This is a genomic window from Rhodococcus koreensis (genome assembly GCF_017068375.1).
Taxonomy (GTDB): Bacteria; Actinomycetota; Actinomycetes; order Mycobacteriales; family Mycobacteriaceae; genus Rhodococcus_F; species Rhodococcus_F koreensis.
In genome coordinates this window covers 13834-26471 of sequence record NZ_CP070611.1, presented here as the reverse complement: position 1 = coordinate 26471, position 12638 = coordinate 13834, and the positions used below count along the sequence as shown (strand labels likewise).

Below are 12638 nucleotides of genomic sequence, written 5' to 3'. Positions count from 1 at the left end.
ATCGTCGATTGGTGATCAGGCACGGCAGGTCAGACCACTCGGATGCCGAACAGGCCGAGAATCCAGTTGCCGATGCCGGTCGCGGCGCTCTCACTGCTCGCGAGGGAAAAGAACGCGATACCGACCAGCGACAGACCGCCTACGGTGAAGACCTTCGACAGGTTGCCGCGCAGGCCGCCGAGGAGGACGACGCACGCGATCAGGGCGAGGATCGTGAAGATGATGTTGTCGCCGATCCACGCGCGCAGGCCGCCAGTGGTGACTTCGGTGTTCTGGGCGAGTACGTCGACGCTTCCGGGCGGGGTGGTCGCCAGGTCGACGACTGCGGACGTGAGGGACATGAGCACACTCCATCGCTGAGTTCGGTAGGTGCATCTGAATGTGGATGCGCACGACCGTAAGTCGAACTCGCTTTTCATCTCAACGGGGTGTCCGCGCCGGGATCGGGTCATCGGTGCAGGTGAACGGGGGCGGTGCGGCATCGGGAATGTCGTTTCCAGCGATGGGTGCGAAGCGGCGGCGCGGCGCGGCCGGAACGATCTCGATGGGCAGCCGGCAATCAGGCTGCGCGTGAGGGGATTCCCCGCGGTGATTCGATCGATGGGGGCGGCCCGTGTGTCGTCGCGGTGATCAGGATCCTATGGGGCGCAGGGGGTAGGGGCTCGCGTATGGGAGTGCGATGGAGCGTCGAGCTATGGGTCCACACGGGCTCTGCGGGCGTCAGGTCGGGCGGTGCGTGTACGCGGTGCAGACGGCGGGTCCAAAGGCCGCGCCCAGACGGGCTGTCGCGGCAGGTCCGCAGCGAGCGGCTCGAGCACCAGTGAGCCGGTGCGTGGAGACAGCGCTCAGATGCGCGGTGAAAACGGCGCCGGATTCGGCGCCGGATTTCGGCGGTGGATTCGAGCGCTCGAAAAAGCGCCTCCCAGGCCCACCCCCTCCGGGGGCCACTCCCCCCGGCGTTCCTTGGGGGGGAGTGTAATCCAGAATTGCGCTCAGCGCCAACGCTATTCGGAACGCCCATGTAGAACGCTATGAGCAGTGCTCGAACCGGTGCCGCGGCGAGCACTCACCGCCGCGCATGTCCACGCCTTCCGCAGCGCTCACAACACCACTCGGTCGAGCGGGCACACCCGCTCGCAGAGGCGCGTGGCGAAGCACTCGAAAAAGCACTGGAAAGAGCACTCGCACGGGCGCTGAATCCCGCGTCCCACATTGCCCCGCAGGGCACTCGGTGAACGCCCCCGCAGAGCGCTCGAACGAGCGTGCCGAACAGCGGTCGATAGAGTCCCCTCGGCGCAGCGGTCGACATACCGATGCAACCACCGCTCACACAGGCGGTGATCAGAGCGCCCGTCAGGGTGCGAGTCGAACGCGTTGAGGGTTCGGCAATCCGGCCTGGAGATCGTGTGCGAGAGCGGTGTTCGTCGCACCGCCGGGGGTGCGTCACACGAGGGGGACACCCCGTTGAGGAAAATCGCGGGTTTCTGTCACTGTGCTCAAAGGCGCCTCCTCGGACGGCGTTCAGGCTCGAGACGATCGAAAGGCGCAGGCGGTGAGCGGAAATCACGACCCACTCAAGGACTGGTTGGTCGCGACGTGGCGCGACATCTTCGGCGATTCCGGCGGCGGTCGCGGCAACCAGGTCAGGGAGGACGGCCAGCCGACGCGCATCCGCCGTTTTACCCCGCTCTCGCCGATCACCATCGTCGCCGCCGGCCTTGCTGTGTACTCCCCGCGCCTCATGTCGGCGGCCACCGGCAACGAGACCGTCGTCGGCGTGCTGACGAAGCTGCACGGCCACCGGGTGCTGCTCGTCGCCGCCGCTGCCCTGCTCGTCATCGTCGACGTCCTGCGCCACCGCATGCACAGGTGGTCGCAGATGTTCGAATCGGTGGTCCGACAGGGCACCGGACACCTGCCGAAGAAGATCGCCGTCTCGTTCCCGCCCGGGTGGCGTGTGATCCGCCGCGCGACGATCACACTGCACCGCGGCACCGTCATTCGGCCCAAGCAGTTCGAGGAGGTCTCCCGCGCGATCGCGGCCGCGTTCCCCGGCAGTGACAAGTGGGAGGTCAAGGTCCGCCACGAGGCCCACCACGACCGCATCATCATCGCCCGTAAGACCATCACCCCGGACACCCGCTCCGACCGCCAGAAGGTCCTCCAGAGCGCGCTCGATGACGCCTCGATCTTCAAGGACCCGAAGGTCACCGTAGAGACTGTCGACGAGGCCGGCATCGAGACCGGCTACCGGATCGCGTTCGAGAAGTCGATGAACGCAGGCGCCAAAGGCTTCCAGCTCAAGGTCGAAGAAGCCCTCGCCTCCCTGGCAGGGCAGCACGAGTCCGGCCGCAACTGGACCACCGACTGGTACCCCGACAAGGGCCACCTGGTGATGCGTCTGGTCACCGCGATGCCCTCGCGCGTCGACCACCCGCTCGAATTGGTCGACGAGAACCTGCGGCACCTGCCGTATGCGACCGGTGCCGCCGACCGAATCATGTACTGGGACGTCTCCACCAGCTCCAACAAGCCGCACTGCCTGATCGTCGGCCCGACCGGTGGCGGCAAGACGTCGGTGATCCGCACCCTGCTGACCGAGGCCGCCCGCCGCGGAGTTCCGTTCGTCGGCGTCGATCCGAAGATGATCGAACTCGACGGCCTCGAGGGATACCCCGGCTGCGGCGCGATCATCTACGACGCACTGCGCGCAGCGATATTCGTGCGCGCACTGCACACCGAGATGATGGCCCGCAACGCCTACATCCACCAGATGAAGATCGAGGGCTCGCAGCTGCCGCTGATGATCGCGGTCCTCGACGAGTTCTTCATCCTCTCCGGTAAGTGGCAGCGCCTGGCCAAGACCGGCGACGACGAGACCCGCGAACAGCTCAAAGAACTCGACCCGCTCGGGGCGTGGGCCGACCTCGCGGTTCTTGCGCGTTCGGCCGGTATCCGGCTGTTGCTCGGTGTGCAGCGCCCCGACGCCAGCCTGTTCGGTGGTGCCTCCGGGAACGCGCGCGACAACTTCGGTACCCGCATCAGCCTCGGCAACCTGTCGCAGGACGGCGCGCTGATGATGTGGGGCGACTCGACCGTCGGCCGTGAGGTCGACACCTCCGTCAAGGGCCGCGGCATCGCGCTCGGCGACGACGGCAACCCCGTCGACGCGCAGATGTGGTGGACCCCCAACGTCGACCGACACCCCAACAAGTGGAGCCAGCTCGCCGCGAGTGAGAAGGCGATCATCGACGGCCTCAAACCCACCGAGGCCCCGCAGTTCACCTGCTACTCGCAGGAGCTGGCCTCGTTCATCGAATCCGAGCGCGCCCTCGCCAAGCGAGCACGCAGGCACGGCCGTGCTCCCGAGCCGATCGTCATCGGCGCGACCGCCACCAACGACGGCCTGTCCGCCACGTCACCGACTGTGGACGCCGCGCCCACCGGCGACGACGACTTCTCGGACGTCATTCCCGCCTCCGCAGTAGTGGCCGGCCAGACCGTCCTCGTCGACGACGACAACGGCGAACTCGTCCCCGTCACCGTCGACTCGGTCGACGTCCGCCGCGGCGCCACGGGCGAGGTCACCGAAACCGTCCTGACCGTCGGCACCGGACGTGTGAAGACCCGCATCACGTTCGACGCCACCGGCGTCGTCGTCCTCCCCGAACCCGACCTCGTAGGAGCGCCTGCATGACCGCCGCGAACCCGCCTGAAGGGACCGACATGCATCTGCCCTACGCGACGACCGCTAGTGGTGAAACCCTGTCCTGGAACATCTTCTCCCACGCAGCCGGACCGCACTGCCTGATCGTCGGCCCGACCGGTGGCGGCAAGACGTCGGTGATCCGCACCCCGCTGACCGAGGCCGCACGCCGCGGCATTCCCTTCGTCGGCATCGACCCGAAGGCGACCGAACTCGACGGCCTCGAGACCGAACCGAACTGCGTCACGATCATCGGCGATGCACTGGATGCCGCCGAGCTGATCCGAGCACTGCACCGCGAGATGCACGCGCGGCTGGCATGGGTTCAGGAGAACCGGACACAACCGACAGAGCTTCAGCCGCTCATAGTCGCGGTCGACGAGTTCTTCATCCTCTCCGGTAAGTGGCAGCGCCTGGCCAAGACCGGTGACGACGAGACCCGGGCGCAGCTCAAAGAACTCGACCCGCTCGGGGCGTGGGCCGACCTCGCGGTTCTTGCCCGTTCGGCTGGTATCCGGCTGCTGCTTGGTGTGCAGCGCCCCGACGCCAGTTTGTTCGGTGGTGCGTCCGGGAACGCGCGCGACAACTTCGGTACCCGCATCAGTCTCGGCAACCTGTCGCAGGACGGTGCGCTGATGATGTGGGGCGACTCGACTGTCGGCCGTGAGGTCGACACCTCCGTCAAGGGCCGCGGCGTCGCGCTCGGCGACGACGGTCGGCCCACTGCCGAGCAGATCCGAACCCCTGAGCAGGCCCCCGCAGAAACAACCTTTACGCCGATGACCTGGTACTCGCGGGAACTCCCGAATTTCCTCGACAACGCCTTCCAGGGCGACTGACCTCAGCTCCACCAACACCACCACCGAAGGGAACACCCATGAGCCGCCGTATCTCCCAATCGATCACCCCGACTACCGAGGACGTGGCCGCGCTGCGCGGACCGTTCGTCGCCAAGGGTGCGAACGACCCTGTCATCAAATCGCTGCGCGAGTACTTCAAGAGCTCGGTCCCAGCATGGCTGGCCAAGCTCAGTGAGGAGCAGGAGCTGACCCGCGAACGGCTCGCAGAGATCCGGGACGCCTCGTCCAAGCGTCGCGTCGTCATCGAAGCGCTGCCCGACGGAAGCGCCCGTGACAAGGCCCTCGCCGAGCTGGAAACGGCCGAGGCCGTCGTCGACGACATGGACACGGCACTGTCCGGCGCCAGTGCCTTCGGGGGCAGCTGACGATGACGCCGCCGACCGTTGATGTCGAGATCACCTCCAAGACCACTGCCCGCGCCACCCTGGCGGACGCCGACGTGCCTCCGATGAATCTGGAGGCGAACGAGAGCAAAACACTCTCCACTGTTGTGCACGAGTTCCTACACAGCATGGCGCAGACCCAGGGCGTTGACGTCGAGGTCGTCTACCGGACGGCAAAGGACACTCGGTTCCTGACCGTCGGCCCGGACGGGAAGACGGAAGAACGCGCCCCGAGCATGCCCCTGCCGACCGTCAAGCAGACCGGGCCCGAACCGGTGGCGGCGGAGCCTGTCGCCACGCCGCCGGGCGGACCGGTGGTCGTGGCGGCCGAACAGATCGCCTACGAGGCGGCCCCGCCGCACTTCGGTGTCTCCACACCTTCCCCAGTGGGGCAGCGGCCGACCGAGCCGATCACAGGCCCAATCGCGGGCCCGTTGGACGTGCTCCCGCAGCTGTCCGCGCCGCGCGCGAACCCTGCGGCGAGCGACCCTGCTCGGCTCGGTGTGCGTGGCCGACTCAACGCCATACTCGGACTCAAGCTCGCACCGAAGACGGACTCGCTCGAGAGGCGACTGCGCGATTCGCAGACAACGATCGCCCGCCCGCTCCCCGAGGACGCAGTGATCACCTTCGCCAACCTCAAGGGCGGCGTCGGCAAGACCCCGATGTCGATCAGCCTGGCCGAGACGCTGGCCGAGCACCGAGGCCCCGCCACCGTCACGTGCATGGACCTCGGCGAAGTCGGCGGCAGCTTCGCTGATCGCGTGGCCGTTCCTCCAGCCGCGGGCAAGGACGTGGTCGGCCTGCTGGCTGCGATCGACCCGGCGGCCACCGACGTCCGGCCGTCCACGCTTGCCCGCTACCTGACGCGTCAGCCGTCCGGCTCCGACATCATCGCCGAGCGGGACGGGGCCGACTCGCCCCTGAGCTACGACGACGCCGCAGCGCTCGGGGCGATCCTCGGCCGTCACCGCGACGTCCTGGTCGCTGACACCGGAAATTCCAGCCATGCCGGGAGTTGGCGCTGGGCGATCACGGCCGCGCACGCGGTGATACTCCCGGTTCCGCTGCGCCGCGACGCCGCCGCGGCCGCCCAGCGCACCCTCGCCACGATCGCAGCAGTCCAGCCCGACGTTTTCGCCCGCACCGTCGTGGTCATCACCGCCGGGCCCGGTGACGTTCCGAGGGTCGAGATCGAGGTTGTCAACGCGCTCCCCGCACTGAGGGTGTGCCGGATGCCGTTCGAGCCGTTGTTCGCCTCCGGCGAGCGAATTGCACTCAGCCAGTTGCGGCGGGAGACGCAGGACGCGTTGACCGTGCTCGCGGCCACCGTTGTCGACCTGATGGCGGGCGCCGTGGGCTGATGCGCTGGCCCGGCCAGCCCGCTCGGGCGTGACCGTCCTACCTCCGATCCTTCCCATTCCATGAAGATCCGGCCCTCCGACGAGGGGCGAACCCAGATGAAAGGCGATGCTCGATGAGCAACGACATCAAAACCGGTAGCCGCGCCGCCCTCCGCGCCCGGCACCGCCGCCGCAGCGCCACCCAGGCCGCCACCGCGCTGGCAGTGATCACCGCTGCCGTGGCCTCCGGCATTGCCCTGTCCCCGTCCGCGTTCGCCGACCCGATCCAGGGCGGTGTCACCGGCGGCAGCAACCAGGAAGGTGTCACCGGCGGCGACACCCCCAGCGGAACCACCACCCCCACACCAACACCCGAACCCGCCTCCGTACCCGAAACCCCCACGGAACCGGTGTACTGGGTCGAGCCGCCCGCCGAGTACCAGAACATCGAGTACCAGCCGCTCCCGAACTACGACTACGACACCAATGCCTATGTCGAGCCAGAGAACTACTCGATCGAGCCGGTGCAGCTCGACCAGCTGCACCTGCCGACCCCGGTGGAGCCGACCGCACCATTCATCGCGCCCCGAGACACCCTTCGTCTGGGTGAGCTGCACATCAAGCAGCCGAACTGGATCAGCGACCTGGACAGGGACCGCACCAACAACACGATGTCGGTTGTCCAGGCAGGGGTCTCGACCGGTTGGCGGTCGATCGGCGTGGAAACAAACCGGGCCGACCGGATCGCCGCCGCACAAGTCGGTGCCGGCGCACTGGGAGTGGTCACCGGTGCTGCTGCCGCCGGTGTTCCTGCCGCCATCGCCGGCGGGGCCGCTGTCGGCACCGTCGCAGGACTCGTGGGCGCTACCGCAGGCAACGCGTTCATCCCCGGCATCGGCTGGGCACCGGTCGGGGCCATCGCGACCGGCGCCGGTGCTGCAGCCGGGGCCGCGACATTCGGGCTTCCCGCGGCAGCGCTCGGCGGCGTCGTCGGCGGCGCGGTCGCGGTCGCTGCGGTCACCCCGATCGCCGCCGGGGACAAGGGCGAACCGAAGGAGATCGAGGTCCCGGACATCGATCAGCCGGCCGTGACGACGCAGACCGAGACCGTGCTCACCGACTGGGAGAACTCCGGCCCGGTCGGTCAGGCCGCCGCCGGCGCCGTACAGGACACAGCCCACGCTGCGCCCGCGATCGACCAGCAGGCCCGCGACTTCGTCGCTTCCCAGCCCGGCGGCGAACAGATCATCGACCAGGTCGATGGCGCCCTGAACACGTTCTTCACCGACGCCACGCCCGGCCTGGCCGGGAACCTGCTCTCGAACGCCATCGGCGGCGGAATTCCGACCGCCAACTGACACCGAAGAAGGCGGGTGCACACCATGAAAAAGCCGACCCTGAGCCGAAAGCCGTCGCGGCATCCCGCCGTGATCGACCTCCTCGACGGCTCACCCACCGCCGGCAACCCGCCGGGCGCCCGCACCATGGCGCTCGGCAGCCCGGCCACACCACCGCTCACACCCGGCGGCGGCCGCGGGCCGGGAAAGAAGACGATGGCCGCCGTCGCGGCGGCCGCCGGCGCCGTGGCCGCCGTGGTGGCCATCAGCCACCTGCGCAACGGAGACAGTGAAACCGCGTCTACCGCGGCCACACCCAGCGCCACCACAGCGGCTGACGAGAACGGGCTGCCCATCCTGAACCTGCCCGAACCCGAACAGGCCGAAAAGACGTCCACGTCGGACGGGGAATGCCGGGCCGACCGCGGTGACCAGAAGAGCGGCGCGGGCGTGATCGCAGCGTTCAACCACGCCTACTACAGCCAGCGCAACGGCGAAGCCGCCCGCGGCCTCGCCACCCCCACCTCCTCGGTGCTGCCAGGTCCCGAGCTGCAGAAGGTCATCGACGCGGTCCCGATCGGCACCAACTATTGCCTCCGCACCGTCGAACTGTCCAACGGGGTCTACCTCGTCGATCTGTCCGTGATGCAGCCCGCCCAGCCGGTCAAACGCGGCACCCAGACCGTGACCACCCACAAGGTCGACGGGCGCTGGTACGTCGATGTCTTCACCTGAGTCACTAGCCCGGAGGGAGTGCTCGCTGCCGCCAACGAACCCGACCGAACGGGGACGTAGTCCGGGCGGAGCGCTCGACCACCGGCCACGGTTCGCCACCTACCGCCAAGGTTGGCCGCCAGCCGATCTCACGAAAGGAACGCATGAACAGCTTCTCGATCCTGCCAGGTCACCCGTCATCGCCGGTGATCCTGCACGTACCGCACGCCTCACGCACGATTCCCCCGCACGTCCGCGCACAGCTGCTGCTCGACGACGCGGCACTCGACGCCGAACTGGACGAGGCCACCGATACCGACACCGACCTGATCGCCACACTCGGCGCCGACCACGCCCGCACCCATCCGTGGATCGTGAACAATGCCCTCTCCCGACTGGTCATCGACCCCGAACGGTTCCCCGACGCCTCCGAACCGGCCACAGTCTTTGGCCGCGGTGCCGTCTACACCCGCACCTGCGACGGCAGACCCTTAAGGGACGAACCATTCGCCGACACTGAGACACTCCTCGACGAGTACTTCCGTCCGTACGCCCGCGCCGTCGCCGAACTCGTCACCGACCGCATCGCCGCATGCAGACGAGCAGTGATCATCGATGTGCACTCCTACCCCGAACGCCCGTCTGGATTCGAGAACCCGGCCGCAGTGCGACCAGCCCTGTGCATCGGCACGGATCCCGTCCACACACCGGACTGGTTGACGAGCGCAACCCGCCGGGCCTTCCGGCCCCTCGGGGAGATCGCTGAGAACACCCCCTACACCGGGTGTTACGTGCCGCTCGACCGCTACGGCCGCGACGAATGCGTATCCGCCGTGATGATCGAGCTGCGCCGCGACACCTACCTGCCCGTTGATGGTCGCCCCGGCAAACACGCGGTCGCACAGCTCGGCACGTACCTTGCCGCACTCATCGACACCGCAACCGAGGTCGGCGCCGATGTGTAAACCCAAGCCCGGACCACGCTGCAGCCCGCACATGCGCAACCGTCTCACCCGCGCCGCTGCGCGGCTGACCGAAGCCCGCCGCGACCTCGACGCCCAACCCGACGCCGTCCACCTCCAGCAACGGCTCATCAAGGCCGAATCCAACCACGCCGAAATCCAAGCCCTCTACGACGCCACACCCGGTGGCCAACAAGACCTGTGGTCGGCGATCGAGAGCGAAGCCGGACCCGCACGAAGCGACCTCGAGCGCCGCTTGGCTGCAGGTGACAGACTGCGTGCGAACCAAATCGAAGCACTGAGCCGCGCCCGAAACACTGGGAAAGATGTTCGAACCGAAGGAGCTGACCACCATGAATCACGAGCAGATGACGCAGGAGCGCAGGGAGGCGTTCTGGAGGAAGTACCGGTGGACGCCCGATCTGCCGTCGGAGCAGCGCAAGGCGATCGAGCAGGTCTGGACGGACGAGAAGATCGAGGAAGCCGAAGCACTCGGCTTCTGATTGGTGGCCGCCGAGTCGACCCGCTCGCCGCACATCGCCGGCCTGATACCGAGCGAGCCGACTTCGCGGCGCGTGGGTTGTCCAGCCCGACGCTGTACGAGCTGCCGTCGTCGGATGCGGATCTGTACCGCACCCAAATGCTGGAACTGACCAGAAACAATCGCTACGCATCCTCGGTCTACGTCTATGACGAGAGTGAATACGCCGAAATGCGGATGCTGGTCACCGAGGATGGAAAAGCTGGCGTCGCTCTGAAGGACGATGAAGTCGTCTCAGTGTTCTCCCACAACGATGGCGCGCATCCCAACGCGGCTCCCTCGATGCTGCGCCAGGCCACCGTCCTCGGAGGGAGGCGACTCGACTGCTTCGACACGGTTCTACCGAACATCTATGCCGACGCCGGATTCGTTCCCGTCGCCCGGCTGGCATGGAACGACGACTACGCGCCCCACGGCTGGGACTATGACACCTACCGCCGCTACAACAACGGACGGCCCGACGTCGTGTTCATGGCCCACGATCCAGCGGCGGTCGGCTTTCTGTATGACCGAGCGGCAGGTGAGTACGTCAGCGACTACGACGACGGTATCGCTGCGGCGAAGGCCTACCGAACCACAAAGGCGGGGATGTAGCGGCTGGCGCGGCTTCGTCAGTGAGATACCACCCGGGGCGCAGGACGGGATCGGCACCTCACGGCCATGATCGCGACGACCAGAAGAGCGGTGCGGGAGTCGGCTGCATCTCGACCTCGCCACGCCCGGGCCGGCCGAGCTGGTCAGGCTCGGGTGGCTGAGCGGCATAGGTCAGCGCGCTCTTCACTTCCGCGAATAGCGCTCCTCTAGTCGATAATCCCGGATTCTGCGGTGCGCGCTGAGGTACCGGTACGCACACGACACTCTTTTCCCTGAACAGGGCCTTTTCATTGAGCAGGGCGTATCGAAGCTTGAGTCACCGGGTAACGCGTGTGGTGGCTCGCGCAGGGCCACCGGACCGCGGCCGTCGGTGGTGGACGCTCTCGGGGAGTGTCGGGCATTTATGTCCGAGTCCGCACTTTTTCTCTGGGAATCTCCGAGCAGTTGGGGAGTGGCTGCCGTCGTCCGACAGGTGACGCTATCGGGGGGTGATCGCGGTAGCGCGGATGGTCCTGTGAGCCCATGTTCGTATAGGTGGATGGAGGTCGGGTCGTCGCTGCGTGAGCGTGGGGTGACCTGCGTAAACGGTGGCCGGACCCGTACACTGTGGGCACCGACCGCAGCGGTAGTTGGCCTGAGCAATGAGGGAGCGAGAGATGACCGTCGTCAATATGAAGGTCACTCGGCAGAAGCTCATGCAGACCGCCATGCTGAACAAGGTCGAGCGCGAGCATCTGCCCCTCGACACGGTCCGCGTACGCCGCAGTCTGCAGAGTGTCCGCGAGCATGTGAGTCGCAGCCCGTATTTCACCGACTTCCTGGATCGGTGGGAACGAATCGTCGAGGACAACGACGTCGAGACCCTTCGTCAGATCGTGGAGTCGGACGACGAGACTGGGAACGAGATGCGCAACCTTTCTCCGCTGCACGTGCTGCTGACCGAGGATGAACGCATGAAGGTCCTCGATGATCTGCGTGATGTCGTCCTGAAGTGAACCGGGAGCTCGAGCAGGTCATCAAGGCGGCCTGCGCGAACCTCGACGAGGGTCAGGTGATTGTCTTCGGCTCCCAGTCGATTTTCGGGTCCTATGACGAAACGGAGTTGCCGGAGTACGCGACTTTGTCGCGTGAGGTCGATGTGTTTCCGCGGAGCGGCATCGACGCTTCCGGCGTCGCCGGCAGTGGTGGAAAAGATCCTCATCCTCAACGGACGGCTTGGTGAAGGCTCACCGTTTCATGAGTCTTTCGGCGTGTACGTCGAGGGGATCCACAAGGGATGTAGTGGTACTGCCGAAGCAATGGGACAACCGGCTGGTCGCGGTGAAGGTCGAGGACGGGTCGGAATACGGGCGGACGGGCTTTTGTCTCGATCCGGTCGACCTGTGTGCGTCCAAGGCCATCGCTGGTCGTGAGAAGGACCGCGTGTTCGTGGCGGCTCTCGTGGAGGACGGGATTGTCACTGCCACTCAGATTCTCGGCCGCATCGACAGTTACGGGATCGAGTGGCCCGACACCTACGACGCTGACAAGGATGTAGCACTCGGTCGTGCCCGGAACTGGCTTGTCGGCCTCGAGAAATTCGACGATGGCCGCGGATGATCGGAACGAAGCCGTCGCCGGACCAAGCCTGGACGCAGACCGCGGGGCGACCGTGATCGCCTGCACCACCTCCTGTCGGTGCAGGTCCCAGCGAGGGCGGCGCGGCGGTCCTGGACACCGAGGCGGAGGTTCTGAGTGCACTTCTGGCGGCGGTGGGTCCGGATCGGGACCTTGGTCGACGAACCGGACCCGCTCGCCCCAGGGTGGCCCGCCTGGGACCTGGAAACCGCGCTCCGCGGCCTGCGGGACGTGGGCTGGACGAGGGCAACGACGTTGATCGCCCGCACACGCCCCGGCCTATAGCGATCTGGGATCCGGTGGTCAGTGAGGTTCTGGGCGCCGCGCGGACACATCTGAACCCGGTCCGGGAGGCGCTGCGCGCCGACGACGGCGCGTTGCATCACCTGTTGCTGTCGATACGGGAGGAGGCCGGCCTCCACAAGAGATCTCGGCGCTGCGGGTGTTCGATGTGATCGCGTGGATGGACGGGGTAGAACCGCGGCCGCGAGGAGCGCTCTGACCTGGGGAGATGACACGTCCCGGACTGCGGGTCGGACGGCGCCGCCGGGTGTTCGGCCGCCGGTGGATGTGTGGTCGGC

General features: G+C 67.1%; 12 protein-coding genes and 2 pseudogenes. 13 read left to right on the top strand and 1 reads right to left on the bottom strand.

Annotated features, from left to right (window positions below; translation table 11 throughout):
* Window positions 1-29: 29 nt before the first annotated feature.
* A complete protein-coding gene (locus tag JWS14_RS46725; RefSeq protein WP_043827431.1) occupies window positions 30-341 on the bottom strand; it encodes a hypothetical protein in 312 nt (103 codons plus the stop codon).
* A gap of 1211 nt (window positions 342-1552) precedes the next feature.
* On the opposite strand from JWS14_RS46725, the gene JWS14_RS46720 reads away from it, so the two are divergent.
* The 13 genes and pseudogenes from JWS14_RS46720 (at window position 1553) to JWS14_RS52295 (ending at window position 12512) form a co-directional block, all read left to right on the top strand.
* The gene (locus JWS14_RS46720; protein WP_206017014.1) at window positions 1553-3697 is read left to right on the top strand and encodes a type IV secretory system conjugative DNA transfer family protein; all 2145 of its coding nucleotides are present in this window, start codon (window positions 1553-1555) and stop codon (window positions 3695-3697) included.
* Window positions 3698-3729: 32 nt separating this feature from the next.
* Window positions 3730-4443: pseudogene (locus JWS14_RS46715) on the top strand (type IV secretory system conjugative DNA transfer family protein); the annotation flags it as partial.
* Window positions 4444-4583: 140 nt separating this feature from the next.
* Window positions 4584-4931 (top strand): hypothetical protein, encoded by a 348-nt coding sequence (locus tag JWS14_RS46710; protein WP_206017012.1) that lies wholly within the window; start codon window positions 4584-4586, stop codon window positions 4929-4931.
* 2 nt (window positions 4932-4933) lie between these two features.
* Window positions 4934-6313 (top strand): CpaE/TadZ family protein, encoded by a 1380-nt coding sequence (locus tag JWS14_RS46705; RefSeq protein WP_206017011.1) that lies wholly within the window; start codon window positions 4934-4936, stop codon window positions 6311-6313.
* Between the two features lie 113 nt (window positions 6314-6426).
* Window positions 6427-7650 (top strand): insoluble domain protein, encoded by a 1224-nt coding sequence (locus JWS14_RS46700; protein ID WP_206017010.1) that lies wholly within the window; start codon window positions 6427-6429, stop codon window positions 7648-7650.
* Window positions 7651-7674: 24 nt separating this feature from the next.
* Window positions 7675-8364: a DUF8176 domain-containing protein gene (locus JWS14_RS46695; RefSeq protein ID WP_241031871.1), complete on the top strand. Its 690-nt coding sequence runs from the start codon at window positions 7675-7677 to the stop codon at window positions 8362-8364.
* Between the two features lie 143 nt (window positions 8365-8507).
* A complete protein-coding gene (locus tag JWS14_RS46690) occupies window positions 8508-9308 on the top strand; it encodes an N-formylglutamate amidohydrolase (RefSeq protein WP_206017008.1) in 801 nt (266 codons plus the stop codon).
* Between the two features lie 323 nt (window positions 9309-9631).
* Window positions 9632-9808 carry a hypothetical protein gene (locus JWS14_RS46685; RefSeq protein WP_206017007.1) on the top strand — a complete coding sequence of 59 codons (177 nt, stop codon included), beginning with the start codon at window positions 9632-9634 and terminating at the stop codon, window positions 9806-9808.
* A 77-nt stretch (window positions 9809-9885) separates the two neighbouring features.
* Window positions 9886-10440 (top strand): hypothetical protein, encoded by a 555-nt coding sequence (locus JWS14_RS46680; RefSeq protein WP_241031870.1) that lies wholly within the window; start codon window positions 9886-9888, stop codon window positions 10438-10440.
* A 656-nt stretch (window positions 10441-11096) separates the two neighbouring features.
* On the top strand, window positions 11097-11435 hold the full coding sequence (locus JWS14_RS46675; protein ID WP_206017006.1) for a hypothetical protein: 339 nt from the start codon (window positions 11097-11099) through the stop codon (window positions 11433-11435).
* Window positions 11432-11662 carry a hypothetical protein gene (locus JWS14_RS50910; RefSeq protein WP_241031869.1) on the top strand — a complete coding sequence of 77 codons (231 nt, stop codon included), beginning with the start codon at window positions 11432-11434 and terminating at the stop codon, window positions 11660-11662. The genes JWS14_RS46675 and JWS14_RS50910 overlap by 4 nt, the downstream gene beginning before the upstream one ends.
* A gap of 98 nt (window positions 11663-11760) precedes the next feature.
* Complete coding sequence (locus tag JWS14_RS50905) at window positions 11761-12039, top strand: hypothetical protein (RefSeq protein ID WP_241031868.1); 279 nt, start codon at window positions 11761-11763, stop codon at window positions 12037-12039.
* A gap of 135 nt (window positions 12040-12174) precedes the next feature.
* Window positions 12175-12512: pseudogene (locus JWS14_RS52295) on the top strand (DUF6308 family protein).
* Window positions 12513-12638 lie beyond the last annotated feature (126 nt).

Excerpts from the sequence above, each read along its gene's own strand:
- JWS14_RS46705 (WP_206017011.1), top strand. The coding sequence starts at position 4,934 with ATGACGCCGCCGACCGTTGATGTCGAGATCACCTCCAAGACCACTGCC.
- JWS14_RS46690 (WP_206017008.1), top strand. The coding sequence starts at position 8,508 with ATGAACAGCTTCTCGATCCTGCCAGGTCACCCGTCATCGCCGGTGATC.
- JWS14_RS46725 (WP_043827431.1), bottom strand. The coding sequence starts at position 341 with ATGTCCCTCACGTCCGCAGTCGTCGACCTGGCGACCACCCCGCCCGGA.
- JWS14_RS46710 (WP_206017012.1), top strand. The coding sequence starts at position 4,584 with ATGAGCCGCCGTATCTCCCAATCGATCACCCCGACTACCGAGGACGTG.
- JWS14_RS46675 (WP_206017006.1), top strand. The coding sequence starts at position 11,097 with ATGACCGTCGTCAATATGAAGGTCACTCGGCAGAAGCTCATGCAGACC.
- JWS14_RS46685 (WP_206017007.1), top strand. The coding sequence starts at position 9,632 with ATGTTCGAACCGAAGGAGCTGACCACCATGAATCACGAGCAGATGACG.
- JWS14_RS46700 (WP_206017010.1), top strand. The coding sequence starts at position 6,427 with ATGAGCAACGACATCAAAACCGGTAGCCGCGCCGCCCTCCGCGCCCGG.
- JWS14_RS46695 (WP_241031871.1), top strand. The coding sequence starts at position 7,675 with ATGAAAAAGCCGACCCTGAGCCGAAAGCCGTCGCGGCATCCCGCCGTG.